General features: G+C 69.4%; 26 protein-coding genes and 1 pseudogene. 18 read left to right on the forward strand and 9 right to left on the reverse strand.

Going from position 1 to position 26,807, the window contains the following annotated elements; all coding sequences use genetic code 11:
* Positions 1–167: 167 nt before the first annotated feature.
* The 4 genes and pseudogenes from RZE77_RS32300 to RZE77_RS32315 form a co-directional block, all read right to left on the reverse strand.
* Positions 168–553, reverse strand: a pseudogene (locus tag RZE77_RS32300) (helicase); the annotation flags it as partial.
* Between the two features lie 505 nt (positions 554–1,058).
* A complete protein-coding gene (locus RZE77_RS32305) occupies positions 1,059–2,036 on the reverse strand; it encodes a Bug family tripartite tricarboxylate transporter substrate binding protein (protein WP_319442755.1) in 978 nt (325 codons plus the stop codon).
* A gap of 57 nt (positions 2,037–2,093) precedes the next feature.
* Entirely contained in the window at positions 2,094–3,077 is a 984-nt protein-coding gene (locus RZE77_RS32310) for a Bug family tripartite tricarboxylate transporter substrate binding protein (RefSeq protein WP_405547790.1), read from the reverse strand.
* A gap of 43 nt (positions 3,078–3,120) precedes the next feature.
* Positions 3,121–4,074, reverse strand: a complete 954-nt coding sequence (locus RZE77_RS32315) for a 2-hydroxyacid dehydrogenase (protein ID WP_319442757.1) — start codon at positions 4,072–4,074, stop codon at positions 3,121–3,123.
* Positions 4,075–4,160: 86 nt separating this feature from the next.
* Here RZE77_RS32315 and RZE77_RS32320 point away from each other — a divergent pair, with 86 nt between their 5' ends.
* Complete coding sequence (locus tag RZE77_RS32320; RefSeq protein WP_319442758.1) at positions 4,161–5,315, forward strand: citrate synthase family protein; 1,155 nt, start codon at positions 4,161–4,163, stop codon at positions 5,313–5,315.
* Here the strand turns inward: RZE77_RS32320 and map are convergent.
* Positions 5,279–6,091: a type I methionyl aminopeptidase gene (gene map / locus RZE77_RS32325; protein WP_319442759.1), complete on the reverse strand. Its 813-nt coding sequence runs from the start codon at positions 6,089–6,091 to the stop codon at positions 5,279–5,281. The two genes, RZE77_RS32320 and map, sit on opposite strands and share 37 nt — an antisense overlap.
* Entirely contained in the window at positions 6,091–6,345 is a 255-nt protein-coding gene (locus RZE77_RS32330) for a ParD-like family protein (protein ID WP_319434260.1), read from the reverse strand. The genes map and RZE77_RS32330 overlap by 1 nt, the downstream gene beginning before the upstream one ends.
* 156 nt (positions 6,346–6,501) lie before the next feature.
* On the opposite strand from RZE77_RS32330, the gene RZE77_RS32335 reads away from it, so the two are divergent.
* The 8 genes from RZE77_RS32335 (at position 6,502) to RZE77_RS32370 (ending at position 15,458) form a co-directional block, all read left to right on the forward strand.
* The gene (locus RZE77_RS32335; protein ID WP_319442760.1) at positions 6,502–7,143 is read left to right on the forward strand and encodes a dihydrofolate reductase family protein; all 642 of its coding nucleotides are present in this window, start codon (positions 6,502–6,504) and stop codon (positions 7,141–7,143) included.
* 103 nt (positions 7,144–7,246) lie between these two features.
* Positions 7,247–7,600 (forward strand): hypothetical protein, encoded by a 354-nt coding sequence (locus RZE77_RS32340; protein ID WP_319442761.1) that lies wholly within the window; start codon positions 7,247–7,249, stop codon positions 7,598–7,600.
* A 129-nt stretch (positions 7,601–7,729) separates the two neighbouring features.
* Positions 7,730–8,989: a TolC family protein gene (locus tag RZE77_RS32345; protein WP_319442762.1), complete on the forward strand. Its 1,260-nt coding sequence runs from the start codon at positions 7,730–7,732 to the stop codon at positions 8,987–8,989.
* Positions 8,986–9,600 (forward strand): hypothetical protein, encoded by a 615-nt coding sequence (locus RZE77_RS32350; RefSeq protein WP_319442763.1) that lies wholly within the window; start codon positions 8,986–8,988, stop codon positions 9,598–9,600. Before RZE77_RS32345 ends, RZE77_RS32350 begins: the two co-directional genes overlap by 4 nt.
* Before the next feature lie 56 nt (positions 9,601–9,656).
* Positions 9,657–10,769, forward strand: a complete 1,113-nt coding sequence (locus tag RZE77_RS32355; protein ID WP_319443451.1) for an efflux RND transporter periplasmic adaptor subunit — start codon at positions 9,657–9,659, stop codon at positions 10,767–10,769.
* A 15-nt stretch (positions 10,770–10,784) separates the two neighbouring features.
* Positions 10,785–13,928: an efflux RND transporter permease subunit gene (locus tag RZE77_RS32360; RefSeq protein ID WP_319442764.1), complete on the forward strand. Its 3,144-nt coding sequence runs from the start codon at positions 10,785–10,787 to the stop codon at positions 13,926–13,928.
* An 80-nt stretch (positions 13,929–14,008) separates the two neighbouring features.
* On the forward strand, positions 14,009–14,395 hold the full coding sequence (locus RZE77_RS32365) for a hypothetical protein (protein ID WP_319434273.1): 387 nt from the start codon (positions 14,009–14,011) through the stop codon (positions 14,393–14,395).
* Positions 14,396–14,402: 7 nt separating this feature from the next.
* Positions 14,403–15,458 (forward strand): DMT family transporter, encoded by a 1,056-nt coding sequence (locus RZE77_RS32370; protein WP_319442765.1) that lies wholly within the window; start codon positions 14,403–14,405, stop codon positions 15,456–15,458.
* 96 nt (positions 15,459–15,554) lie between these two features.
* Here the strand turns inward: RZE77_RS32370 and RZE77_RS32375 are convergent, their stop codons facing one another.
* The 3 genes from RZE77_RS32375 to RZE77_RS32385 all read right to left on the reverse strand — a co-directional run bounded on the left by RZE77_RS32375 (position 15,555) and on the right by RZE77_RS32385 (position 18,346).
* Complete coding sequence (locus RZE77_RS32375; protein ID WP_319442766.1) at positions 15,555–16,820, reverse strand: MFS transporter; 1,266 nt, start codon at positions 16,818–16,820, stop codon at positions 15,555–15,557.
* The gene (locus RZE77_RS32380; RefSeq protein WP_319442767.1) at positions 16,817–17,716 is read right to left on the reverse strand and encodes a Fe-Mn family superoxide dismutase; all 900 of its coding nucleotides are present in this window, start codon (positions 17,714–17,716) and stop codon (positions 16,817–16,819) included. The genes RZE77_RS32375 and RZE77_RS32380 overlap by 4 nt, the downstream gene beginning before the upstream one ends.
* Before the next feature lie 195 nt (positions 17,717–17,911).
* Positions 17,912–18,346 carry a nuclear transport factor 2 family protein gene (locus tag RZE77_RS32385; RefSeq protein ID WP_319442768.1) on the reverse strand — a complete coding sequence of 145 codons (435 nt, stop codon included), beginning with the start codon at positions 18,344–18,346 and terminating at the stop codon, positions 17,912–17,914.
* Between the two features lie 139 nt (positions 18,347–18,485).
* On the opposite strand from RZE77_RS32385, the gene RZE77_RS32390 reads away from it, so the two are divergent.
* The 9 genes from RZE77_RS32390 (at position 18,486) to RZE77_RS32430 (ending at position 26,803) form a co-directional block, all read left to right on the forward strand.
* Positions 18,486–19,667, forward strand: coding sequence for a CaiB/BaiF CoA transferase family protein (locus tag RZE77_RS32390; RefSeq protein ID WP_319442769.1), 1,182 nt, complete (start codon positions 18,486–18,488; stop codon positions 19,665–19,667).
* A gap of 70 nt (positions 19,668–19,737) precedes the next feature.
* A complete protein-coding gene (locus tag RZE77_RS32395) occupies positions 19,738–20,751 on the forward strand; it encodes an AraC family transcriptional regulator (protein ID WP_319442770.1) in 1,014 nt (337 codons plus the stop codon).
* A gap of 98 nt (positions 20,752–20,849) precedes the next feature.
* Positions 20,850–22,352 (forward strand): class I adenylate-forming enzyme family protein, encoded by a 1,503-nt coding sequence (locus RZE77_RS32400; protein WP_319442771.1) that lies wholly within the window; start codon positions 20,850–20,852, stop codon positions 22,350–22,352.
* Positions 22,352–22,771, forward strand: a complete 420-nt coding sequence (locus RZE77_RS32405) for a PaaI family thioesterase (protein WP_319434292.1) — start codon at positions 22,352–22,354, stop codon at positions 22,769–22,771. The genes RZE77_RS32400 and RZE77_RS32405 overlap by 1 nt, the downstream gene beginning before the upstream one ends.
* 46 nt (positions 22,772–22,817) lie before the next feature.
* Positions 22,818–23,798: a tripartite tricarboxylate transporter substrate binding protein gene (locus RZE77_RS32410; RefSeq protein WP_319442772.1), complete on the forward strand. Its 981-nt coding sequence runs from the start codon at positions 22,818–22,820 to the stop codon at positions 23,796–23,798.
* Between the two features lie 17 nt (positions 23,799–23,815).
* On the forward strand, positions 23,816–24,634 hold the full coding sequence (locus tag RZE77_RS32415; RefSeq protein WP_319442773.1) for an SDR family oxidoreductase: 819 nt from the start codon (positions 23,816–23,818) through the stop codon (positions 24,632–24,634).
* On the forward strand, positions 24,631–25,065 hold the full coding sequence (locus tag RZE77_RS32420; RefSeq protein WP_319442774.1) for a PaaI family thioesterase: 435 nt from the start codon (positions 24,631–24,633) through the stop codon (positions 25,063–25,065). The genes RZE77_RS32415 and RZE77_RS32420 overlap by 4 nt, the downstream gene beginning before the upstream one ends.
* A gap of 108 nt (positions 25,066–25,173) precedes the next feature.
* A complete protein-coding gene (locus RZE77_RS32425; protein ID WP_319443452.1) occupies positions 25,174–26,358 on the forward strand; it encodes a lipid-transfer protein in 1,185 nt (394 codons plus the stop codon).
* A 1-nt stretch (position 26,359) separates the two neighbouring features.
* Positions 26,360–26,803, forward strand: coding sequence for a MaoC family dehydratase N-terminal domain-containing protein (locus RZE77_RS32430; protein ID WP_319442775.1), 444 nt, complete (start codon positions 26,360–26,362; stop codon positions 26,801–26,803).
* The last annotated feature ends 4 nt before the right edge of the window (positions 26,804–26,807 follow it).

Consider the following 26,807-nt stretch of genomic DNA (forward strand, 5'->3'; position numbering starts at 1 on the left):
CTTCCACTGAAAAAATAGGTCGATGCGTCTGCAGTGAGGCTCGCTAACCTGGCGCGAAATGAGCCCTGCTCCGTATGCTGGTTCGCGTGACCGAGCTTGCATTCGCCAACGCACCCAACTTCGATGCCACACCATTCGACCTCTTCCGCCAAGGTCTCGGCGTTCTATTCGACCCAAGCGGAATCCCGATCGAAGCTCTTGCCGATGGTGGTCGCGAGATCCTTGAGGTTCTTCACCGCCTTGCTCACTGTCGAGCCATGTCCAGTTGGGCCCGCGTTGCACTGGTGAGCAGCTTGAAGTTCGCATCCTTGGCAACCCACCCCGCAAGGTCCGACCCCATCAGTAGCACGACGCAATGATCGCCTGACCCTCGAGCACCCCGCCCGATGCTCTGCTCGATCCGCTGGGCCAGCATGCGAGAGATGGTCGCGCCACCGCGCAGGGCGCTTGCGCGCAACAATTCGTAGTAGGCAGAGGTTCCCGCCGGCAGGCCCTCGATGATCAACAATCGGCATGAATCCCCGGGCGGGTCAATACCGTCGTAGCGACCGGCGATCGACCGGTTGCGGCGGGACAACTGGACGCAGCGCTGGCTGTGCAACGCCGAGGCACAGGTCATCGCGACCGAAGCACCTTCGGCCGAGGCCGATGCGGCGCAGGCCGAATCCATAGAACGGGCGCTGCGCCTGCTGGCCACCAGGCTGACACCGGCCGACGGCGCCGCCGCTCCTGGAGCACAGCAACGACGTCGCCGCACTGGCAGGTCAGGTCGCCCGCGAGTTGCATCGACAAGGCAGGGTCCATCGCCTGAACTTGAGCGCACCCAGCAATTTTGGCGCGATCGGGCTGGTGTGGGATGAAGCGGAGGCCAGCGCCATGCCGGGCAGTTTCATCGACATCTTGCGCAGCGTCGCTGGCCGGAGCAACGGCGAAAGTCACAGCCGACCTGCCTGATCGGTTGCCCAACTTTCGGCACGATGCAGCACATGGTTCCGGCAAGAGCAATCGATCGCGCTTCCGGCCGCTCACGGCGAGAGACACGCGACCCCCACCCGCCCTCACTCCGCCTGGATCCCCGCCTCCTTCACCACCTTGCCCCACTTGGCAAGGTCGGACTTGATCAGTGCGGCATACGCCTGCGGCGTGCCGCCCTGTACCTCGATGCCGGCAGCCTCCAGCTTGGCCCGCACGTCGGGCAGCTTGAGCGCCGCGTTGATCTCGGCGTTCAGCTTGGCGATGACGGCCTTGGGCGTTCCGGCCGGCGCCAGGAAGCCGCCGTTCGTGTTGGCGTCGTAGCCCTTCAATCCCTGCTCGTCCGCGGTCGGCACTTCGGGCAGCGAGCTCGTCCGCTTGCGCGTCGACACCGCCACCGCGCGCACGTTGCCGGCCTTCACCTGCGGCTGGATGGCACTGATGGTGTCGATGAAGAGCGCGGTGCGTCCGGCCAGCAGGTCCGGGTGCGCGGCGGACGAACCCTTGTAGGGCACCAGCAGCATCGGCGCGCCGCTGGCCATGCGGAACATCTCGGCCGCCATTTCCTGCGCGCTGCCGCGGCCGGAGGTCGCAACCTTGGCCTCGTCCGGATGCGCCTTCATCCACGCCACCAGCTCGGGCAGCGTCCTGGCCGGAAGCTGCGGGTAGATGGCGAACACCAGCGGAACCTCGTGGCTGTAGACGATGGGCTCGAAGCTTTTTTCCGGATCCCAGCCGAGGTTCTTGAACAGGAACTTGTTGATGTTGTGGCTGCCGCCCACGATGCCGATCGTGTAGCCGTCGGGCGCCGACTTGGCGAGAACGTCGGTGCCCAGGTTGTTGGAAGCGCCGGGCCTGTTGTCGACGATCACCGGCTGGCTCATCGACACCGCGAGCTTGTCCCCGACGACGCGGGCGATGGTGTCGATGGCGCCGCCCGGCGGGGCGGGCACGATGATCTTGATGGCGCGCGCCGGATAGGCCGCCTCGGCCGATGCGGCGATCGGCATCGCGGCGAGCGACGCCGAGACTGCAAGGATCTTGATCAGGGATGTGAGCTGCACGGATGTCTCCTCTTGGGGTGGGTCTGTCGTCTCTTGTGAAAGGCCTGCTCGCCGCGCTCACTCGATGGTGATCTTGCGGCTGCGGATGATCTGGGCGTAGCGGCGCTTGTCGTCCTCGATCAGCCGCGCGAACTCCTGCGGCGATGTGGCGCGCGGCACACCGCCCAGCCCCACGAAGCGTGCTTTCACCGATTCGTCGGCCAGCACGGCGCGCAGGTCGGCGGCGATCTTCTCCACCACCTCGGGCGGCGTGCCCGCCGGTGCGAGCAGGCCGATCCATGAGATCGCGTTGAAGCCGGGTGCCACGCTTTCGGCGAGCGTGGGCACTTCGGGAAACGCCGGCACGCGCTTGTCGCCCGTCACAGCCAGCGCACGCAGCTTGCCCGCCTTGATGTGGCCGGAGGCCTCGAGCACGGTCATGAACGACAGCTGCACATGGCCCGCGAGCAGGTCGGCGATGGCCGGCCCGCCGCCGCGGTAAGGCACATGCAGAATGAAGGCACCCGCCTGGTCCTTGAACATCTCGGCCGCCAGGTGCGGCGCGCCGCCGGCGCCCGAACTGCTGTAGCTCATCTGGCCCGGCCTGGCCTTGGCCAGTGCGATGAATTCGGCCGCTGTCTTCGCAGGGACCGATGGATTCACCATCATCGCCAGCGGCAGCTCGGCCACCAATGAGACGGGCGCAAAGGCCCTGTCGGCGTCGTAGGGCAGCTTCGGATACAGCAGGGGATTGATCGCCTGCGTCCCGATGTTGCCCAGCAGCAGCGTGTAGCCGTCCGGCCTGGACTTGGCGACGAAGTCGGTGCCGATCTGCCCGGCGGCGCCGCCCTTGTTCTCCACGATCACAGGCTGGCCCCAGCGCCGGCCCAACTGCTCGGCGATAACGCGGCCGCCGGTGTCCGTCCCGCCGCCCGGCGGGAACGGGACCACCAGCGTGACGGGGCGCGAAGGAAAAGTCTGTGCGAAGCCCGGCGCCTGGATGGCGCAAAGGGCAAGGGCCAGGGGAATGGCAAGGCGTCGAATGAACAAGGATGTCTCCATTTATAGGTTTGATGTGCGGCCGCTGCGCCGCGAAGGCGGATGCTCAGGTGGTCAGGCTCATGGCCGGTCGCTCGCCGGCCAAGGCCTGGGCGACGCTGGCCAGCACCATCTCGGCCATGGCGGTGCGGGTCTCCCAGGTGGCGCTGGCGCGATGGGCCTGCAGGGTCACGCGCTCGGACTGGCGCAGCGCCGGCGGCACGCGCGGTTCGTCGACGAACACGTCCAGCCCCGCGCCCGCAATGCGGCCCTCAACCAGCGCTTGCGTGAGGTCGGCTTCGTTGACGAGCCGGCCGCGCGCCACGTTGACCAGGAAGCCGCGCGGGCCCAGCGCGTCGAGCACGGCCGCGTCGACGATGCCTTCGGCCCGGTCCGCGGCGGCGCACAGCACCAGCGCATCCGATTCGCGCGCCAGGTCCACCAGGCTCGGCATGAAGCGGTACGCGACATCTTCCATCGCGTGCAGGTCGGTGTAGCGGATGGGGCAACCGAAGGCAGCCGCCCGCACCGCGACGGCGCGGCCCACCCGGCCCATTCCGACGATGCCGATGCGCATGCCGCTGAAGCGGCGGGCAAGCGGAATGGCGCTCGGCTGGGGATGGCGCTCCCATTGGCCGTCCCGCACGAAACGGTCGCCCGCACACAGGTTGCGGCAGGCCGCGATCAGCAAGCCAATGGCGAGGTCGGCCACGTCTTCGGTGAGCGCACCCAGCGTTGCGGTGACGGGCAGGCCGCGCTCCCGGCAGTACGCCAGGTCCACGGCGTCGGTGCCGACGCCATTGACGGCCACCACCTTCAGGCTGGGCAACTGCTCCAGCATCGCGCGCGAAATGCCGGTGTGCCCACCGGTGATCACGGCGTCGATCGACGCGCCATGCTCACGCAGCCAGCCCTCTGGATCGGTCAACTCGAAGTGCTTGTGCACGGCGTAGAGCGAGGCGAGCTTGTCGTTGATCGCGGGGATCAGGATCGGATTGAGTTGAAGGACTTGGGGTTTCATATGTTGGGCGGATGCTATTGATAGATTGATATATAGGTCAATCTTGATACATATAATCAATAGAAACTCACTCGCTCAACCTGCCCATGGCTTCCTGGATTTCAATGACCGAGGCGTGCAAGCTGCTGGGCGTGCAGCCCCAGACGATCTACGCCTACGTGAGCCGCGGCAAGCTCGAGGTCATGCCCGACCCGGCCGACACCCGGCGCAGGCTCTACCGCGCCGAGGACGTGGCCGGCCTGGCCAAGCGCAAGCAGGCCGGCCGCAAGCACGAGACGGTGGCCGCCAACACGCTGTTCGGGTCGGAGCCCAGCATTCCCACGGCGCTGTGCGCGTTCTCCCGCGGGCGGCCGTACTACCGCGGCCGGGATGCCGTGCGCATGGCCCGGACCGCCACGCTGGAAGATGCGGCGCAACTGTTGTGGGGCGCCGAACATGCCGTCGATTTCACTTGCATGACGTCCCTGCGTTCCGGCAAGCCGGGGCGAGGCGCGGCCTTCACCGCCTTGGCCAGCCTGGCGGCCGCCGGTCATTCCACCGGTGGGCGCCTGACCCGGGTGCTGCATGCCGAAGGCCAGGACCTGGTGGGCCGGCTGGCCAACGCGTTCGGCGCGTCACCGGGCCATGAAGCGCTGCATCTGCGCTTTGCGAAAGGATGGAAGCAGCCTGCCAAGGTGGCCGATCTGCTGCGAACGGCCCTGGTGCTGCTGGCCGATCACGAACTGACCAGTTCAGCCTTTGCCGCGCGCATTGCCGCTTCGACGGGCGCCTCGCTGCCCGCATGCCTGCTGGCCGGATTGACCACGCTCTCCGGTCCCTTGCACGGCGATGCCTCGGGCCGCGTCCGCGCGCTCTTCAGCGAGGTGGAACGGCTGGGGGAAGACCAGGTGCTGGCCCACCATCTCTCGAACGGCTTGCCGCTGGCCGGGTTCGGCCATCACCTCTACCCCGACGGCGACCCGCGCGCGGCCGCGCTGCTGGCCCTGTTCGAACCGCCCAAGGTGATCGCGCGCTTCATCGCAAAGGTGACCAAGCTGACCGGCTTGCAGCCCAACATCGACGTCGCGCTGGCCGCCATGGCCGCTCACCATCGGCTGCCTGCCGATGCGGCCTTTGGCCTGTTCGCCACCGCACGCAGCGTCGGGCTGCTGGCGCACAGCCTGGAACAGCTGGGCACGGCGCAGGTGATCCGCCCGCGCGGGCGCTATGTGGGGCCGGTGCCCGAGGCGCTTGGCGCGTAGCCGCCCGTACTTTCCGGCCAGGCCGTCAGCACTTCATATCCCTCGGGCGTGACGGCCACCATGTGTTCCCACTGGGCAGACAGCGACCGGTCCTTGGTCACGACGGTCCACCCGTCGGGCAATTGCCGGGTCTCGCGCCTGCCAGCGTTGAGCATCGGCTCGATGGTGAAGACCATCCCCGGTTCCAGCGCGAGCCCTTCCCCGCGCTGCCCGTAGTGCAGCACCTGCGGTTCGTCGTGGTAGATCCGGCCGATGCCGTGCCCGCAGTATTCGCGCACCACGCTGAATTGCTCGCGGTGGGCGACCGACTGGATCGCGTGGCCGATATCACCCAGGGTCGCTCCGGGCCTGACCTGCCGGATTCCGGCCAGCATTGCTTCGTAGGTCGTCTCCACCAGGCGCCGAGCCAGCACGCTGGGCGCTCCGACGAAGTACATGCGGCTGGTGTCGCCGAACCAGCCGTCCTTGATGACGGCGACATCGATGTTGACGATGTCGCCCTTCTTCAGGATCTTGGCCGGGGACGGGATGCCATGACAGACCACCTGGTTGACCGAGGTGAGGATGGTCTTGGGATAGCCCTGGTAGCCCACGTTGGCGGGAATGGCGCCCTGCACGTTCACGATGTGGTCGTGGCAGATCCGGTCGAGCGTCTCCGTGCTCACTCCGGGCACCACGTAGGGCTCGATCATGGCGAGAACCTCCGCGGCAAGCCTGCCGGCGCGCCGCGCCATCGCAAGTTCCTCGACGGGCTTGATGGGAACGCCGTGCGCCACTAGTGTTTTCCCGTCGCGGATCCGCGGGGCTTGCCGGGCTGGCTGGTGACGGCCGTGGCAATGTCCAGGCCGCCCGCGAGTTCAGCTTGGATCAGCAGCTGGCAGACTTCCCGGTAGTCCAGTTCCGGATGCATCTCGGTCAGCATGCCGACCCGCATCCAGTGCTCTGCCTGCGCATTGATGGACCTGCTCAGCGCGTTGCCCGCCACCCGCAGGTTCTCATGCATCAGGTCCGAAATTTTCACGATGCCCATCGCTTGCCTCTATATGAAATATGCTTGAATTATATATGTTTCGTATATTGCCAGGGGCGGCGCGTCCCTGGCAGAAACCGCGGCTTCATTGGCATTGCCGCGCGGCCCTGCAGTTCCTAGACTCGCCCTCTTCGGCCACCCTGCAGGAGACGCAGCATGTCAAGGCTTCGATTCAGGATCTCGATGTCGCTGGACGGTTTCGTCGCCGGTCCGGACCAGGGCTTGCGGGAACCGCTCGGCATTGGCGGCGAGCAATTGCACGAGTGGGTGTTCCCGCTCGCGGCCTGGCGGCGTCCACACGGCATGGAGGGCGGCGTGGTGAACGAGAGCACGCCGGTGGTGGAGGAAGAGCTTGCCGGCATCGGCGCGACCATCATGGGCCGCAACATGTTCGGCGGTGGCCCGGGACCGTGGAGCACCACCGCCCCCTGGGACGGCTGGTGGGGCCGCAATCCGCCGTTCCATCACCCGGTGTTCGTGCTGACGCATCACGCGCGCGACCCGTTGGTCATGGAAGGCGGCACGAGCTTCAGCTTCGTGACCGACGGCATCGAGAGCGCACTGGACCAGGCCCGCCGCGCGGCGGGCGGCAGCGACGTGGCGCTGGCGGGCGGCGCACGCGCTGCGCAGCAATACCTGAAGGCCGGCCTGGTCGACGAAATGCAGCTTCACCTGGCGCCGATCCTGCTCGGCGGTGGCGAGCGTCTGTTCGACGACGCCGAGGCCCTGCGTGGCCTCGCGCTGGTGAAAACGGTCGCGGCACCGGACGTTGTTCACATGAAATTCCTGAGAAAGTAAAAGCAGTGCGGGAGCGCCTCGTTCGCGCCTTCCCGGCCCGCAGGAAACCCGTCCGGCGCACGGGCATTCGAGTCAGGCCGAAAGCTTCCGGTAGACTGCTCCGATGCGTCGGCGCTTCGCAATCGTTCTTCTGCTGCTCTCATTCTTCTGGCAGGCCTTTGCCATCGCCGGCCAGGCGACCGCATTCGCGGACGCGCAGGAGATTGCGCACGCGGCGATGCATTGGCAAGAGGAAGCCCACCACCATCACGACGATGGATCGGTCGCCCTGGACGATTCCGACGAATCGCTGCAGCACGTGGTCGCCGATGGTTGCCTGGGCAGCTCCGCGGTTTGGGCGACCACGTCGTTCACGTTGGCGCCAGCCACCGGCGCGCGGCCTCTGGTCTCCAACGAATTGCCAAGACCCGGGCCGCATCTCGACGGCCTTCGACGACCTCCCAGACTGACCGCCTGAAAACGTCCTCGCTCACCCGGCGCTTGCGCGGGTGGGTCGTTTTCATGCAGGCGAGAGCCGCCATCTGATCCCGTGCCCCGGCGCGCGTGATCCGAGCGCCCTTTTCGCCTCACGCCAGTCAGGAGTCTTGTGAAACCCGTTCCATGGTTCGTGCCCTGCGCCATTGCAGGATGCGTGCTTCTGGCGGCCGCGTCTGCAGCCGCGCAGGCGCCCGCCGCTTCCCCGGTTGCAACGCCCGCTGCAGCAACCATCGCCCAGGCCTTCGACGCGGCCTGGCAGCGCGCCGTGCAGGCCCGGGAATCCGACGCCCAGGCCCGACGCGCACGCGCCGAGCAGAGCGCAGCGTCCAGCCTCTGGGCCGCGCCGCCCGCCGTCGAGCTCAACCACCTCAACGACCGCCTGCATTCGAATGCGGGACGCCGCGAAACAGAGGTCGGCCTTGTCTGGCCTCTGTGGCTGCCCGGCCAGCGCGATGCCCGCGCGGCAGCAGCCGACGCCGAGTCGAAGCTGGCCGATGCCGCAACGCAGGCCGCGCGGCTGCGCGTGGCCGGCCAGGTGCGGGAGGCCGCCTGGAAGCTCTCGGCCGCCCAGGCCGAAGCCGTCTCGCTGGCCGCGCAGGCACGCTATCTCGAAGGCATTGCGGCCGACGTGCAGCGGCGCGTCCAGGCCGGCGATCTCGCAAGAGCCGATGCCCTGGCCGCGCGCGCCGAACTCCTGGACGCCAAGTCCGCTCGGAGCGAGGGCGACCAACGGTTGCAGGCGGCCCGCGCCCAATGGCGGACGCTGACCGGCCTCGAGGCGGCCCCCCGGATGCAGGTTCCGGCCACCGCCACGCTTCCTGAAGCGGCGCCGCGCACCGACGAGCACCCCGAGCTGCGCCTGGCCGCCCAGGCGGTCGAGCGCGCACGCAAGCGGCTCGATGCGGTCAACCTGTCGCGCCGCGACCCGCTCGAGCTCTCGGTGAAATACCGAGAGGAATCGCCGGGCTTCAGCGAAGCAGCGCAACGCGGCATCGGCATCGGCCTTCGGATTCCGTTCGGCACCGAGAGCCGCAATGCGCCGTTGCAGGCGGCGGCCATCGGCGAGCTCGACGTGGCCGAGGCCACCGAGCAGCGTTTGCGCGAGCGGCAGGACGCCGACCTGGTCCTGGCGCAAAGTGCGCTGCAGAGCGCGGCGCAACAACTCGACGGCATCCGCGACCGCGCAGCGCTGCTGCGGGAGCGCGCCCAGCTCATCGACGCCTCGTTCAAGGCCGGCGAAACATCGCTGCCCGACCTGCTGCGCGCCGCGAACGCGGCCGCGCAGGCCGATGCGGCATTCGCGCGCCAGCAAGCCGCGCTGGGCCTCGCCCACGCCCAACTCCAACAAGCACTCGGACTTCTTCCATGATCGACCTGTCAACCACCCTGCAGCGCGGATGGCATCGCCTGCTGCTGCCGCTCGCCGCACTCCTTGTCCTGCTCTGGGCAGCCAGCGCCGCCACCGCATCGCCGGGCGCCCATGGGCCGAACGGCGAGCACCTCGATGGTCCCGCCCAGGCGGCCACCGGCACCAGCAAGGCGCCGCGCATGGAGGCCAGTTCGGAGTCCTTCGAACTGGTCGGCACCTTGCGCGAGGACGAGTTCTCGATGCTGATCAACCGCTTCGAGACCAACGAGCCCGTGCTGGACGCGAAGGTCGAGATCGAGACCGGCGCACTGAAGGCGCCTGCGAAGTTCCATGCGGACATGGGCGACTACGCGGTGGACGACGCGGCGTTTCTCAAGGCGTTGAAGGCACCCGGTGCGCATGCGGTGGTCGTCACCATCGTCGCGGGCGCCGAATCCGACCTGCTGGAAGGCACGCTCACGAGCGAAGGCGCCGGCGCGCATTCCCATGAAGACGGGATTCCGGTGACGGCATGGCTGGCGGTGGCGCTCGTCGCGCTGGGTCTCCTGGCCTACGCCTTGAGCCGCCGGCCGGGCGCGCGCACCGCGGCACCGACTGGGGGCGCGCGATGAAACAGGTGCCTCTTTACGCGCTGCGCCTGCGGGCGCGCAGCCATCAGCGCAGGGCCATGGGCATCGCCATCGTCCTGAGCCTCGCCGCCTTCGGCATCGCATCCGCCGCGCCAGGCGCCCACGGCCCGAACGGCGAGCACCTGGATGCGCCGAGCAGCGGGGGCGCCTCCGGCCTGGCCCGGCTGCCGGACGGCAGCGTGCAGGTTCCGATGCTGGCGCAGCGGCGCATGGCAATCCGCACGGCGATCGCGAGCGAGAGCGAAGCCCGCGCCACCGTGGAGCTCCCGGGCCGCATCGTGATGGACCCCAACGCCGGCGGGCGCGTGCAGCCGGCGCATGGCGGCCGCATCATCCCGGGCCCTGCGGGCCTGCCGGTGGCGGGGCAGGCCGTGCAGCGCGGCGAGGTGCTCGCCTATGTGCAGCACCATGCCGAGCCTTACGCGCTGGCGAGCCAGCAATCGCAGTTGGCCGAACTGCGCAGCAACCGCGAGCTGGCCGCAAAGCGCGTGCAGCGCTTGCAGTCGCTCGAAGGCACCGTGCCGCGCAAGGAGATCGAAGCGGCCCGGGCCGAGTTCGAGAGCCTCTCGGCGCGTGAGAAGAGCATCGGCGCCAGCCTGGCCTCGCGCGAGGCATTGGCGGCACCCGTCGCGGGCGTCATCGCGCGCGCCGATGCGGTCGCCGGGCAGATCGTCGAAGCGCGCGACGTGCTGTTCGAAGTGATCGACCCGAGCCGCGTGCTGGTCGAAGCAACGACCGCCGACCCGGCGCTGCCGGCGCGCGTCGGCGACGCCTTCCTGCAGGGCATCCCCGGCGTGAAGCTCAAGCTGCTTGGTGCCGCGCGTTCCCTGCGCGACGGCGTGCTGCCGCTCAGCTTCCGCGCGCAGGCCGAGAAGGCGGGCACACCGATGCCCGTGGCAGTCGGACAGCCGGTCACGGTCGTCGCCTCGCTCAACGAGCGCATCAAGGGCTTCGTGCTGCCTGCGCAGGCCGTGGTGCGCAACAGCTCGAACGAGCCGATCGTCTGGATCAAGTCGGGCGCCGAGCGCTACATCCCGCAGCCGGTGCAATACCGCGCGCTCGATGCCGCCACGGTGATCGTGACCCAGGGCCTGGGCGCCGACAACCGCGTGGTGGTGCAAGGCGCACCGCTGATCGCGCAGATCCGCTGAACGGGGCCGCGCCACATGTTCAACTGGATCGTTCGAAACAGCCTGCACAACCGCCTGTTCGTGCTGGCGATTGCGCTGCTGCTGCTGGTCTACGGCGCCATCACGGCATGGCGCACGCCGGTCGATGTGTTCCCCGACCTCAACAAGCCATTGGTCACGGTGCTGACCGAAGCCGGCGGCATGGCGCCCGAGGAGGTCGAGCAGCTCGTGACCTTTCCGCTGGAGACGGCGCTCAACGGCATGCCGGGCGTGACCCGCGTGCGCTCGACATCGGGCGTGGGCCTTTCCATCGTGTATGCGGAATTCGACTGGGGCACCGATGTGTACCGCAACCGCCAGCTCGTGGCCGAGCGGCTGGCGCAGGTGCGCGAGCAGCTGCCCGCGGGCATCGCGCCGGTCATGGGCCCGGTCTCCTCGATCATGGGCGAGGTGATGCTGATCGCATTGCCGCTGTCGGCGGGAGAGGGCACGGCCGCCGCCGACCCGATGCGGGCGCGCGAGTACGCCGACTTCGTGCTGCGGCCGCGGCTGCTGTCGATTGCCGGCGTGTCGCAGGTGATCCCGATCGGCGGCGACGTGCGGCAGCTGCGCGTGGAGCCCGACACCGCGCGCATGGCGCAGTTCGGCGTCTCGCTCACGCAGGTGGAGCAGGCGCTGCGCGGCTTCGCCGGCAATGCGGGCGGCGGCTTCATCGACCTCAACAGCCGCGAATACCTGATCCGGCACATCGCGCGCACCAACCGCGTGGAAGACCTGCAGGGCATCGCCGTGGCCTGGAAGGACGGCCGCGCCATCCTGCTGAGCCAGGTGGCCGAGGTGCGCTATGCAGCGGCCATGAAGCGCGGCGACGCCGGCTACAACGGCGCGCCCGCTGTGATCGTGAGCGTGCAGAAGCAGCCCGCGGCCGACACCGTGCAGCTCACCGGTGCCATCGAGACCGCCCTGGGTGAACTCAAGCAGGGCCTGCCGCCCGGCCTGGCACCGCCCAGGGTGCTGTTCCGGCAGGCGGACTTCATCGAATCGTCGATCGGCAACGTGAGCGAGGCCTTGCGCGACGGCGCCATCATGGTGGCCATCGTGCTGTTCGCGTTCCTGCTCTCGGCGCGCACCACGGTCATTTCGCTGGTCGCGATTCCCTTGTCGCTGGCGGTCACGGCGCTGGCCTTCAAGCTGCTCGGGCAATCGATCAACGTGATGACGCTCGGCGGCCTGGCCATTGCCATCGGGGAGCTGGTCGACGACGCGGTGGTCGACGTCGAGAACATCGTGCGAAGGCTCAGGCAGAACCGCGCGGCGGGCAATCCCTTGTCCACCATGGAAGTGGTGCGCCGGGCCAGCGTGGAGGTGCGCTCGGGCATCGTGTATGCCACGGTGATCGTCGTGCTGGTGTTCGTGCCGCTCTTCGCGCTGCCGGGCATCGAGGGGCGGTTGTTCTCGCCCTTGGGCATTGCCTACATCGTGTCCATCCTGGCCTCGATGCTGGTGTCGATGACCGTCACGCCGGTGCTGTGCCACTACCTGCTGCCGAAGATGAAGCGTCTCGACCATGGCGACAGCCCGCTGGTCGCGCGCCTCAAGCACTGGGATGAAAAGGTGCTGGCCTGGTCGTTCGGACGCGCGAAGCTGCTGATCGCCATCGCCGCGCTGGCGGTCGCGGCGGCCGCCGCCAGCGTGCCGTTCTTTCCCCGCGCCTTCCTGCCGGCCTTCAACGAAGGCTCGCTGGTGCTGGGCATGGTCTTCAATCCCGGCACGGCGCTGGCCGAGGCCAACCGCATGGGCGCGCTGGCCGAGACGCTGATCGCCGAAGTGCCCGAGGTGACGCAGGTCGGCCGGCGCACCGGCCGCGCCGAGCTCGACGAGCATGCCGAAGGCGTGCATTCGGCCGAGATCGACGTGGATCTGAAACGGTCGGCGCGCGGCCGCGAGGCAGTGATGGCCGACATCCGGGCGCGGCTTGCGGTGCTGCCCGCGCAGGTCGCGGTCGGCCAGCCGATCTCGCACCGGCTGGACCACCTGCTGTCCGGTGTCCGCGCCCAGATCGCGCTGAAGATCTTCGGCGACGACACCGACACGCTGCGCGGCCTGGGCGAGCAGATGCGCCAGGGGCTCGCAGGCGTGCCGGGGCTGGTCGACCTGACGGTGGAAAAGCAGGTGCTGATCCCGCAGATCACCGTGCGCCTAGACCAGCGCAAGCTCGCCCAGACGGGCCTCTCGCCCGGCGAGGCGATCCGCATCCTGCAGGCGCTGACCGATGGCGCGCATGGCGCGCAGATCGTCGACGGCCCGCGGCGCTACGACCTCGTGCTGCGCCTGCCCGATGGCCGGCGCAGCCCGCAGGACCTGGCCGCGACGCTGATCGACACGCCCGCGGGGCGGCTTCCCGTATCCGCCATCGCGACGGTCGAGGAAACCGACGGCCCGAACCAGATCGGGCGCGAGAACGGCCGGCGGCGCATCGTGGTGTACGCGAACACCGACGGCTCCGACATGGGCCGCGTGATCGCGGACATCCGCGCGGTGATCGCGAAGACCAACCTGCCGCCGGGCACCTTCGTGAGCCTCGAAGGCCAGTTCCAGGCGCAGGAGCAGGCCGTGAAGCTCATCGTGGGGCTGTCGCTGATCTCGCTCGCGATGATCTTCCTGGTGCTGTACGCACGCTACAAGTCCGCCGTGCTGGCCGGCATCGTCATGGCCAACATCCCGCTCGCGCTCATCGGCAGCGTGGTGGCGATGTGGCTCGCGGGCGTGAGCCTTTCCGTGGCCTCGATGGTCGGCTTCATCACGCTGGCGGGCATTGCCACGCGCAACGGCATCCTGAAGATCAGCCACTACATCAATCTCTGCAAGTTCGAGGGCGAGACTTTCGGTCAGCCGATGATCGTGCGCGGCTCGCTGGAGCGGCTGACGCCCGTGCTCATGACCGCGCTGGTGGCGGCCTTTGCGCTCACGCCGCTCTTGCTGGCGGCCGATGCGCCGGGCAAGGAAATCCTGCATCCGGTGGCGGTGGTGATCTTCGGCGGGCTGATCAGTTCCACCTTGCTGGACACGCTGCTGACGCCCGTCGTCTTCGGGCTCTTCGGCCGAAGGCCCGTGGAGCGATTGCTGCACGCCGAGGACCGGGAGGAAAGCTCGCCCTCCGGCTTGCGGGAGGCGTACTGACGCCGGCACCATTGGTTTCAAGGCCTGTCAGCGCCGCCTGTCGAAGCGCGCTGCAAAATGAACATGGGAACCCGATCATCATGAAGATCCAATCACTCAAGAGCCTTTGCACTGCCGTACTGCTCGGCGCGTCGGCAGTCGCTGCCGCCCCCGCCTTTGCCCACGGCGCCGCACCGGCACGCCATGGCGGCGTGGTCCAGTCGGCGAACGACATGTCCTTCGAACTCGCCCCCGCGGCCGATGGCGCGGTCATCTACGTGGTGGACCACGACGACGACTACGACGCGAAGCAGATGGGCGGCAAGCTGACCGTCCTCAATGGCGCCGACAAGTCCGAAGCCGAACTGAAGCCGGCCGGCGGCAACAAGCTGGAGGCCAAGGGCGTCAGGCTCGGCAAGGGTGCCAAGGCCGTTGCCACGGTGACGGAGGGCCGCAAGACCACGACGGTGCGGTTCACGATCAAGTAACCCGGACATGGCAGCTCGGCATCTTTCCCTGCCCGCGGTGAGAGGCGGACTGCTTGCCTTGCTCGCTGCCGTTCTCTTTGGCGTCAGCACGCCGCTGGTCCAGCATTTCGGCAAGGGACTGGGTGCCTTCACCACTGCCGCACTGCTGTATGCGGGTGCGGCGGCCGTCGGGTTTGCGTCCCGTCAGCGGGTGGAGCGCGAGGCGCGGATGGTGCATGGCGATCTTCCGCGTCTCCTGTCCATGGCAGCCTTCGGCGCAGTGCTGGGTCCCGTTGCACTGGCCTGGGGGCTGCAGCACACGAGCGGTACCAGCGCGTCGCTGATGCTGACGCTGGAGGCACTGTTCACCGCTCTGCTGGCGCGCATGCTCTACCAGGAGACGATGGACCGCCGCGTATGGGGTGCCATGCTGCTCCTGCTTGCCGGAGGCGTCGCGCTGGTCCTGGACCAGGGCCGCAGCGGCAGCACGCAGCTCTGGGGAATGCTGGCCGTGCTCGTCGCGACCGCGGCCTGGGGCATGGACAACACGCTCTCGCGTGCGCTGGCCGAGCGCGATCCCGGGCAAGTCGTGCTGGGCAAGGCCGCCATCGGTGCCACGGCGACGGCCTTGCTGGCGTGGCTGTTCGGCGAGCCTATACCTGCCTTGGGCGCCGCGCTGGTCCTGTTCGCGGTGGGAGCGAGCGGCTATGGCCTGAGCCTGCGCTTCTACCTGCTCGCGCAGCGCGCCTTCGGAGCAGCGCGGACCGGCTCCGTCTTCGCCTTTGCGCCATTTATCGGTGCCGCCTTTGCCATCGCGCTCGGCGACCGAAGCGGGACTTGGGCCATGGCGGCGGGCGGGCTGCTGATGATGCTGGGCGTGGCGCTGCACCTGGCGGAGTCGCACGGCCACGAGCACGCGCATGAGCGCGTGGAGCACGAGCATGCGCACCGCCACGATGACGGCCATCATGGCCACCCCCACGAGGTGCTCCCGGTGGGCTCGCACAGCCATCCGCATGTGCACGAACCGGTTCGCCACGCACACGCCCATGTGCCCGACGCGCACCACCAGCACATCCACTGAGTTGCAGCTCGAGCCGCCAGCACGCCGGCCGCCAAGCCGGGCGGGTCAAGATGTTGCTCGCCCCGCGAAGCAGGCGGATTCCTTCGCCTCGGACGGCTACTCCGCGTCCACGCGGTCCCGCCGCATCGCGCGCCAGAGTGCCAGGTCGTAGCCGATCTTCAGCAGCCCGCAGGCGATGAGCGGCAGAGAGATCCATCCGGCCGCGAACAGCGCGCCGCTGATCGTCGGGCTGATGGCCGCCGCCAGGCTCCGCGGCACGGCGGTGAAACTCGCCGCGGCGCTGCGCTCCGCCGGCGTCACGACCGCCATCACGTAGGCCGTTCGCGTGGGCACGTCCATCGACGACAGCGCACTGCGCACCATCAGCAGGCCGAGCGCGATCGGCAAGCTCGGCGCCAGCGCGGCCAGCACCAGGCAGACGTTGGCCGGCAGGTGCGTGAAGACCATGGTGTTGAGCAGGCCGATGCGCCGGGCGACCACGGGTGCGGCAAGCTGGGACGCCGCGCCCAGCAGACCGGTCCAGAAGAAGAACACGCCCGCCTGGGTCAGCGAGAAGCCGAATCGCTCCAGCAGCCACAGCGACATCAGTGCGTTGATGGCCAATCCGCCCGCAAACGAATCGACGCTGAAGAGCGCCGCCAGCCGCATCACCACGCGGCGCGACGGCCCGAGCGGTGCCGGTGCGACGGGCGCGCTGTCCGGGCTGTCGCCGGCACCGGCGTGGGCGGGCAGATTCCGGTAAAGCCAGAACACAGCCAGCCCGATGGCCGCATAGACCACGAACATTCCGCGCAGTGCGTCGGGCCGCGTGAACTCGCTGTGCCGGACCAGCCAGTCGGGAACGGCCGCAGCCAGCGCACCCAATGCCGCACACAGTGCACCCAGCAGGCTGTAGCGTGCGAACAGCGCCGTGCGCGCATGGCCCTGCGCCGCCGCGGCCAGGCGCGCATGCTCGAGCGGCAGAAACACGCTGACGTCGCCGGAACTGGGATTGAGCGTGCCCACCAGTGCGACCACCAGCAACGGCCAGAACGAGGTCAGGCCCGCAAAGCCCAGGCCGGTGGCCGCCATCAGCAAGGCGGCGCCGCGAAGCAACCGCCCGCCCGCGAAGCGGAACCCCCATGCGCCGACGGCCAGCGTGGCCAGTGCCGAGCCCAGCATCGTCGCCGTGCTGACGATGCCGACCTCCAGCGTCCCCAGCCCGATCGACAGCAGGTAGGCCGGCATCAGCACCGCCATGTAGCCGTCGCCGAAGGCACGCAGACCCCGCGCGGCGAGCAAGGGCACGGCGCACGGATCGACCCCGGCGGGCAGCAGCCGCGCAAGACCGCTGCGCGGCCGAGGCTGAGGGGCTGCGCTCATCGGCTTTGCCCGGCGGGCTTGGCTTCGACCGGCCGGCCCGCGGCCTGCCAGCCGTCGAAGCCGCCGCGCAGATAGCGTGCATCGACGCCCATGGCGCGCAGCCGCATCGCGGTGCTGCGCCCGACCTCGTGCCCGTAGACGCAATAGACCACCACGCCGCGGCCCGCCGGCAGTTCGCCGGCCCAGCGTTCGACGGCCGACGGATCGAACCATGCGGCTCCCGGGATCATGGCGCTGGCCTGCTCGAACACGCCGGCGCGGCGCACGTCGAGCAGCATCGATCCGTCGATTTCGTCTTGCGCCGCGCCCAGAGGCTCGCTGGCGGCGTGCACGGCCCGCTGGTAGCGCTCGTACACCCGGGCCCAATGGATGTTCTCCATGAAGGCATCGACGTACGCGCCCGCCGCGGCGCCATGGTCGAGGTGGTAGGCGTGCTCGTACATGTCGAGCGCGAGGATCGGCGTGGCGCCTGCCAGGGCATGGGTGTGGTCGGCGGCCCATTGGTTGACCAGCGTGCCCTCGCGCGGCTGGAAGGCGAGCAGCACCCAGCCCGAGCCGCCGCCGAGCGCCTTGCCCATGGCCGCGAACTCTTCGCGCCACCGCTCGACGCTGCCGAAGCTGGCAGCCAGGGCGAGGGCCATGGCCGGCTCCATCGCTTCGCCTGCGCCGCCGAGCGAGTCGAAGTACAGCTCGTGCAGCAGCATCGAGTTGTTCGCGATCAGTTCTTCCCGCTTGAGGCCGTTCAGCTGGAACCCCGGCGTGGCCGCGTACGGCGTTGCGGCGAGTTGCGCGCGAATGGCGTTGAGGCGTTTCACCGCACCGGCATAGTTGTTCTGGTGGTGGCTGGCCAGCAGCTTTCCCGACAGGCCGCGCAGCGTGGCGGGATCGAAGGGCAAGGGTTGAATTCGTGCGTCGAACGAAACAGGCTGGGAGGGCGCAGGAAGCGCAGGAGGTGCGTCAGGCAAGGCGGTGTCCACGGAAGGCTCCGTTGTGAGTCACCAGCGCTTGGACGGGACACCGTCTACTTTGCAGAACGGGAGGCTGTTTTCCCGATGCCGCCATCGTAGCACCGAGTTGAAAGTACGGGCGGCTCATGCGATGCCGTGCTTCTTCAGCTCGGCATTTTCGTCTCCGGTGATCCAGCCGAACACCTTGCCCTGGGTGCCATCGATCCGGACCAGGTACGCGTTGGTGAAATCGATCAGCTTCGTTGCGCCGTCGACGTCGTAGGTAGCGCGCCAGTCGACGTGCGCCAGGCCATGGAGCTCATCGATCGGCGTCACGCGCAGGCCGCGCACTTCCATCTTCTTCGTGCCCATCCCGCGATAGCGCGCGAAGCCGTCGGCCATCACCTTCCTGAGTTCGTCGTCGTTCTTGCCCGACATGATCCCGGCGGGCGAGGCAGCGATGAAGGTCTCGGTGTACAGGCCGGCAATGGCTTCGAGATCGGGCTCGGCCGTCAATGCGTCGTTGAAATTCCGCGCGTAGCGCTCGAACAGTTCTTTCACCGCATTGTGCATTTGCATGATTCGTGCTCCTTCGGGTAGTGGCATGCAGTTCGATTCGCGTCAGGGCCGGCCGGCCGCCGCCTGACGCTTTTCGCCAATCGCCAGGAGCAGTGCTGCCATTGCCGCGCCGTCCCGCGCCGCCTAGATTGCAGCCCACATGACCTCTTCTCCCGAACCCATGGCAGGCGCAGCCAAAGGCGCGCCGCTCGCCGGCGTGCGCGTGCTCGACCTGACCCGCCTGCTGCCCGGACCGCTCGGCGCCATGCACCTGGCCGACCTTGGCGCCGACGTGATCAAGATCGAAGACACCGGCACCGGCGATTACGCGAGCCCCAGTGTGCGCGCGCTCGTCAACCGCAACAAGCGCGCGATCCGCATCGACCTGAAGCACGTGCAGGGCGTGGCCACGCTGCTGCGCCTGTGCCGCGAGGCCGACGTGCTGGTGGAAGGCTTCCGGCCCGGCGTGATGCAGCGGCTCGGCGTCGGCTATGAAGCGGTGGCGGCCGCGAACCCGCGCATCGTCTACTGCAGCATCAGCGGCTTCGGCCAGACCGGGCCGCTCAGCAACACGCCGGGGCACGACCTGAACTACGCGGCGCTTGCCGGCGTGGCCGACCAGATCGGCAATGCCGCAGGCCCGGCCCTGTCGAACCTGCCCGTGGCCGATCTGCTGGGCGGCACCATGACTGCGGTGGCCGGCATCCTGGCCGCGCTGTTCGATGCCGCGCGCAGCGGGCGCGGGCGGCATGTCGACATCGCGATGGCCGATGGCGTGCTGGCCCATGCGGTGCTGCCGCTGGCCGGCCTGCACCAGCACGGCGGCGTGCCGCGCACCGGCCACAGCGCGCTGACGGGCGCGCTCGCCTGCTACGGCTACTACCGCACGGCCGATGGCCGGCAGCTGGCGGTGGGCGCGCTCGAGCCCAAGTTCTGGAACGACCTGTGCCGCCTGCTCGAGCGCCCCGACCTCGCACCGCTGCACCGCAGCGGCGATGCCGCCACCGAGGAGCGCCTGCGCGCGGAACTGGCCGCGATCTTCGGCGCGCGGCCGCTCGCGCACTGGCGCGGCCTGTTCCACGACGGCACGGGCTGCGTGACGCCGGTGCTGCGCATCGACGAGACGCTGGCGCATCCGCATTTCCGCGCGCGCGGCATGCGCATTGCGGCCGATGACGCGGCAGCGCCGCAGCTCGGCTGCCCGATCAAGATGACCGGCTTCGAGCCGTCTGTTCCCCGCCCCGCCCCGCGCCCCGGCGAGCACACCGACGAGATCCTGCGGCAGGCCGGGCTCGACGCATCGGCCGTGGCCGCGCTGCGGGCCGCCGGCGCCATCGATTGAGGCACTGCCTCCCGGGGCGCTGCCTACAATCCGACCGGCCGAGTTGCAGCAGCAGCAGCGGCCGCCACCGATGACGCTCACCCACCACACCGTTGCCATCCAGCAGGTGCACAGCATCCTGATGGGCGCGCGCCACCGCGGCGTCGATGCGGCGCGCGTGCTGGTCCGCGCGGGCATCGCGCCCTCGTTGCTGGAATCGCCGCTCGCGCGCATCTCGCAGCGCCAGTACGCGCTGCTGATCCGCGCGCTGCGGCGCGAGCTGCGCGACGAGATCTGGGGCCTCCTGAGCGGCCCGCTGCCGCCCGGCAGCTTCGGCCAGTGCATGCGCCAGCTGGTGCGCTGCGCCACGCTCGGCGAGGCCCTGCGCGAAGGCTTCGCCTCCTACCACCTGCTGCTGCACGACTTCGTGCCGCGCCTCGCGGTGCGGGGCGGCAGCGCGCATGTGCAGTTCGTGCTGCGGCGCGCCTCCGATGCACGGCTCGACTATGCGGTGAAGGCCTTCATGCTGTTCGCCTTCAACGCCTCGTCCTGGCTGGTGGCGCGCCGCATTCCGCTGCTCGAGGTCGACTACACGGCGGAGCAGACCAACACCGAGACCTCGCGCGTCTACCAGGTGCCGATCCGGTATGGCCAGGCGCATGTGGGCATGTCGTTCGAGGCGCGCTGGCTCGACCTGCCGGTGGTGCAGTCGCCGCAGAGCCTGCGCGAATTCCTCGCGGGTTCGCCGGCCAACCTGATCGTGAAGTACCGCGACACCAGCAGCCTCACCGAGCGCATCCGCCGGCTGCTGCGCAAGGGCCTGGGCAGCGAGCTGCCGTCGCTGGAGGAAGTGGGCGAGGCACTGGCCGTGACGCCGCAGACGCTGCGCCGTCGCCTGCGCGACGAAGGCCGCGGCTTCCAGCAGATCAAGGACGAGCTGCGGCGCGACGCCGCCATCGACTACCTGCTGCACACGCCGCTGCCGCTGCTCGACATCGCCAACCGCGTGGGCTTCTCGGAAGCCAGCACCTTCCACCGCGCCTTCAAGCAGTGGACCGGCGTGGCGCCCGGCGAGTACCGGCTGACGCACGGCCCGGAACGCTGAGCGGTTTCGCCAAGCCCTTTGGCGCTTCCCGCCATGGGTGCGGCGTGCGGTGCGGCCTAAGCTGTGCCGCATCTTCGTTACCCGTCGGTGGCTCCATCGTGTACCTGACCCAAGGCCTGCATCGCGCGCTCCAGCGCAACCCCGGCATGGCGGCGCTCACCCACGTGGGCGACGCCGGCGTGCGCCGCCAGACGCATGCGCAGATGGCGGACGGCATCGCGCGCCAGGCAGCCGCGCTGGCCCGGCGCGGCATTGCGCGCGGCGACCGCGTGGCGCTGCTCGCGCCCAACAGCGACCAGCTGGTGCGGGCCATCCTCGCATGCTGGTGGCTCGGCGCCGTCGCCTGTCCCTTGAACATCCGCTGGAGCACGCCGGAGCTCGCGCATGCGCTGCAGGACAGCGAAGCCTCGCTGCTGCTCGTGCACGAAAGCCTGCGGACGCTGGCACCGGCCGATGCACCCGCACTTGCACAGCTGGATGCGCTCGAAGAAGAAGGCGCGGCGCTGGAACCGCTGCCCGACACGCGCACCGGCGGCGATGCGCTCGCCGCCATCCTCTACACCGGCGGCACCACTGGCCGCTCCAAGGGCGTGATGCTGAGCCACGCCAATTTCTGGACCGCGTCGATGACGCGCGGCGCCGAGCTCAACAACGCGCCCGATTCCGTTTCGCTGCTGGTGGCGCCACTGTTCCACGTCGCCGGGCTCGGGCGGCTGGTGGGCCAGCTGATCGTCGGCGGCGGCTGCGTGACGATGGCGCAGTTCCGGCCCGCCGCGGTCATCGACGCGATCGAGGAGCACCGCATCGGCGACATCGTCGTGGTGCCGAGCATGCTGCAGTCGCTGCTCGACGATCCGGCATTCGCGCCCGGGCGCGTGCGCAGCCTCACGCGCATCGCCTTCGGCGCAGCGCCGATGCCGCCCGACCTGCTCGACCGCGCGCTGGAAGCCTGGCCGCATGCCGAGTTCTTCCAGGCTTACGGCCTCACCGAAACCGCGGGCGCCGTGTGCATCAACCTGCCGTCGAACCACCGGCCCGAGGCGCGCGCGCTCGGCCGGCTGAACTCGGTCGGCCGCGCCGGCCTGGGCGCCGAGATCATCATTGCGGACGACAGCGGCCGCGAGCTGCCGCGCGGCCAGGTCGGCGAAGTGCTGGCGCGCGGGCCGATGGTGATGCAGGGCTACTGGCGCAACCCCGAGGCCACGGCCGCCGCGCTGCGGGACGGCTGGCTGCGCACCGGCGATGCGGGCCGCATGCTGCCCGACGGCCACCTGTTCATCGTCGACCGCCTCAAGGACATGATCATCAGCGGCGGCGAGAACGTCTACTGCGCCGAGGTCGAGGCCGCGCTGCGCAGCCATCCGCAGGTGCGGCAGGCGGCGGTCATCGGCGTGCCCGACGCGCGCTGGGGCGAGGCGGTGCACGCGGCGGTCGTGATGGCCGACGATGCACGTGCCGACGCCGATGAACTGCGCGCCTGGTGCCGCGAGCGACTGGCCGGCTACAAGTGTCCGCGCGGCATCAGCTTCCTGCGCGAGCTGCCGCTGTCGGCCGCGGGCAAGGTGCTGAAGAACGTGCTGCGCGAGCGGCTGCAGGCGTGATGCAGCCCGTCACCGGCGCGGACCACCGCAACCTGTTCGGCCAGGTGCCGTTCATGCGGCTGCTGGATGCGCGCCGCGAGTTCTCCGAAGGCGGCCGCGCGCGCCTCGTCATCGATGCACGGCCCGAGCTCGGCAACGTCATCGGCGCGGTGCATGGCGGCGTGCTGGTCACGCTGCTCGACGTGGCCATGGCGAGCGCGGCCGTGTCGCTGTTCGACTTTGCGCGCACCGCCGTCACGCTCAACCTCAACACCAGCTTCCACGCGCCGGGCCGCGGCCGCCTCACGGCCGACGGCGAAGTGGTGCAGCACGACGCCAGCGTGGCCTGGTGCCGCGCCACGGTCAGCGACGAGGCCGGGCGCCTGGTCGCGCAAGCGCAAGGGTCCTTCCGCTACCTGCCGCTGCCGCAGGCCGCCTGAAGCGCATGCGCCGCCGCCAATTTCAAACGACAGGAGACACGACACCATGAACCGCAGCTTCCGCCCGCTCAGCCGGCGCGCCGCGCTGGGCGCACTGATCGCGCTCGGCGCCAGCGCAGCCGCCCCGGCCTTCGCCGCCGATCCGTACCCGAGCAAGCCGATCCAGCTCGTGCTGCCATTTCCGCCGGGCGGCTCCTTCGACCCGATCTTCCGCACGCTGGCCGAGGCCGCCTCCAGGGACCTGGGCCAGCCCATCGTGCTGATGCACAAGCCGGGCGCGGGCGGCGTCACCGGCACCGCATCGCTGGCGACCATGAACGAAGCCGACGGCTACACGATCGCGGTGATGCACAACTCGGTGATCCGCGCGCCGCTGGTGCAGAAGGTGAGCTGGGACCCGCTCAAGGACTTCAGCTACCTGATCGGACTGGCCGGCCTCACCACCGGCATCGTGGTGGCCACCGATGCGCCCTGGAAGTCGCTGCCCGAGCTGCTGGCCGACGCCAGGAAGCGTCCCGGTGCCGTCAGCTGGGGCAACGTCGGTGCGATCAGCATCAACCGCATCTACGCCGAGCGGCTCGCCAAACAGGTGGGCACCTCCTTCAACCTGGTGCCCTACAAGGGCGGCAGCGAGGCCTTCCAGGCGGTGATCGGGCGCCATCTCGACGTCTACGGCGACCCCGGCTTCGGGCCCCAGGTGCAGGGCGGCAAGGTGCGCCTGCTCGCCACCTTCACCGCCGAGCGCCTGAAGCGCTACGACGCGCCGACCGTCAAGGAGCTGGGCCATGACATGGTGATCGATTCGCCGGTGGGCCTGGTGGCGCCGAAGAACCTCGATCCGAAGATCGCCGCCAGGCTGCACACGGCCTTCGTCAAGGCCGCGGCGGACCCGGCCTACCTCCAGCAGCTGGAGCTGTTCGACATGCAGCCCAAGCTGATGACCGGCGAGAGCTACGCCGACTACGCCCGTGCGCAGTTCGAACGCGAGCGCAAGATGCTGGCCGAAATCGGCTTCAAGCCGGAGTGAACGAAGTGATGAACCCCATGGACTTTTCCGCCTTCGATTTCTCGGGCCGCCACGTGGCTGTGGCCGGCGGCTCCAGCGGCATCAACTTCGGCATCGCGCAGGCTTTTGCGCGCGCCGGTGCGCGCCTCACGGTGCTCAGCCGCTCGGCCGACAAGGTGGCCGCGGCGGCGCAGCAGCTCGAGGCGCTCGGCACGCAGGCACTGGGCATTGCGGCCGACGTGCGCCAGCCCGAGGCGCTGGAACGCGCTTTCGCACAGGGCGCCGAGCGCTTCGGCCCCATCGACGTGCTGGTCTCGGGCGCCGCGGGCAACTTTCTTGCGAGCGCGCTCGACATGTCGCCCAATGCCTTCAAGACGGTGGTCGACATCGACCTGCTGGGCAGCTTCAACGTCGCGCGGCTCGCGCATGCGCACCTGCGCCGGCCCGGCGCCTGCGTGATCCAGATCTCGGCCGGCCAGGCCTTCACGCCCACGCCCTTCCAGGCCCATGTGTGCGCGGCCAAGGCCGGCGTCGACATGCTGACGCAGGTGCTCGCGCTCGAGTGGGGCCCGCAGGGCATCCGCATCAACTCCATCGTGCCCGGGCCGATCGCCGACACCGAAGGCCTGAAGCGGCTTGCACCCACCGGCGACACGATGGCCGCGATGGCCGACCGCGTGCCGCTCAAGCGCCTGGGCCGCATCGAGGACATCAGCCGCATGGCGATGATGCTCGCGAGCGACTGGGGCTCCTACATCACGGGCGCCGTCATTCCCGTGGACGGCGGCCTTGCGCTGACCGGGCCGCGCGACTTCACGACGGCAGCGGCCGCGTCGAAGCGGGGATCCGCGCCATGAGCCTGCACCTTGCGAGCGCGCCGCAGGAAGGCGACGGCCGGCCGCACAGCGGACCGCAGCGCCATGTGCCCTTTTCCGAGCACCTCGGGCTCAGGCTCGAGCATGCGGAAGGCGGCGAATCGCTGGTGTCGGTGGCGCTGCGCCCCGAGCTGCTGAACAACCATGCGAGCGGCCACGGCGGCGTGCTGATGACCCTGCTCGACAGCGCCATGGCGCATGCCGCGCTCTCGCGCGTCGGCTATGCACGCGAGGTTGTCACGGTCGACATGCACATCGCCTTCATGCGGCCCGCGGGCGGGGTGCTGCAGGCGCAGGGGCGCGCCACGGGCGGCGGGCGTTCGGTGTGCTTTTGCGAGGCCACCGTCACCGATGCCAGCGGCGAGGTGGCGGCGCGTGCGATGGGTACCTTCCGCTACCGCGATATTGCGTGAGCGTTTCGGCCAATCGTTTTGGGCCGATCCGCGATTGTTGAAGCCCGCGCAGCGGCGGAGACTTCGTTCATCGTCACCGCATCTCATCCAGGAGTTTCCATGACACGTATGCAGCGCCCCGTCCATGTGGTCGGCGTGGGCATGATCCCCTTCACCAAGCCCGGCGCCAGCGATCCGTACACCGTGATGGGTGCGCGCGCCGCGAAGCTTGCGCTCGACGATGCCGGCGTCGACTACGCGCTGGTGCAGCAGGCCTATGTCGGCTATGTCTACGGCGACTCCACCGCGGGGCAGGCCGCCATCTACGGCGTCGGCCTGAGCGGCATCCCCGTGTTCAACCTCAACAACAACTGCTCCACCGGCTCCAGCGCGCTGTTCCTCGCGCGCCAGGCGGTCGAGAGCGGCATGGTCGAATGCGCGATCGCGCTCGGCTTCGAGCAGATGCAGCCCGGCGCGCTCAAGGGCGCCTACGACGACCGTCCCTCGCCGATGGCGCGCTTCGCCGATGTCATGGCCGAGAAGCAGGGCTACGTGCCCGAGGCGCCGCGCGCCGCGCAGTTCTTCGGCGGCGCCGGCCGCGACTACATCGCGCAGCACGGCATCCGACGCGACACCTTCGGCCGCATCTCGGTGAAGGCGCGCCAGCATGCCGCGCGCAACCCGCTCGCGGTGTTCCGCCAGACGCTGACGCTCGACGAGGTGATGGCCTCGCCGCTGGTGTTCGATCCGCTCACGCGCTTCCAGTGCTGCCCGCCCACCTGCGGCGCGGCCGCGGCCATCGTCTGCTCGGCCGAGTTCGCAGAGAAGCACGGGCTCGACATGCGCGTGGTGATCGCCGCGCAGGCCATGACCACCGACACGCCCTCCACCTTCGAGAGCAAGGACATGCGCAAGCTGGTCGGCTACGACATGACCGCCGCCGCCGCCCGCCAGGTGTACGAGGACGCCGGCATCGGCCCCGAGGAGCTCGACGTGGTGGAGCTGCACGACTGCTTCACCGCCAACGAGCTCATCACCTACGAGGCGCTGGGCCTCACGCCCGAGGGCACGGCCGAGCGCTTCATCGTCGAGGGCGACAACACCTACGGCGGGCGCGTGGTGACCAATCCTTCGGGCGGCCTGCTGTCCAAGGGCCATCCGCTCGGCGCCACGGGCCTTGCGCAGTGCGCGGAGCTCGTGTGGCAACTGCGCGGCCGGGCCGAGCAGCGCCAGGTCGAAGGCGCGCGCCTCGCGCTGCAGCACAACCTGGGCCTGGGCGGCGCCTGTGTGGTCACGCTCTATCAATCCATTTGAAATGATCGACCGCCGCCACATCGGCCACCAGCTTCCACCCTTCCAGGTGGAAGTGGAAAAAGGCCGCCTGCGCTTCTTCGCCAAGGCCACGGGCCAGGTCGATCCCGTCTACATCGACGAGGCCGCCGCGCACGATGCGGGGCATCCGGACCTGCCGGTGCCGCCCACTTTTCTCTTCTGCCTGGAGATGGAGGCGCCCAACCCGGCCGCCATCCGCGAGCTGCTGGGCATGGACTACCGCAGCCTGCTGCACGGCGAGCAGGGCTTCAGCTACCACGCGATGGCCTATGCGGGCGACACGCTCACGTTCCGCCAGCGCATCGAGGACATCTACGACAAGAAGAACGGCGCGCTCGAATTCGTCGTGCGCAAGACCCACGTAAGCAACCAGCGCGATGAACTCGTGGCCGAGCTGCGCTGCGTGACCGTCGTCCGCAACTCATGAGCCT

This window comes from Variovorax sp. SPNA7, assembly GCF_033807855.1.
Taxonomy (GTDB): Bacteria; Pseudomonadota; Gammaproteobacteria; order Burkholderiales; family Burkholderiaceae_C; genus Variovorax; species Variovorax beijingensis.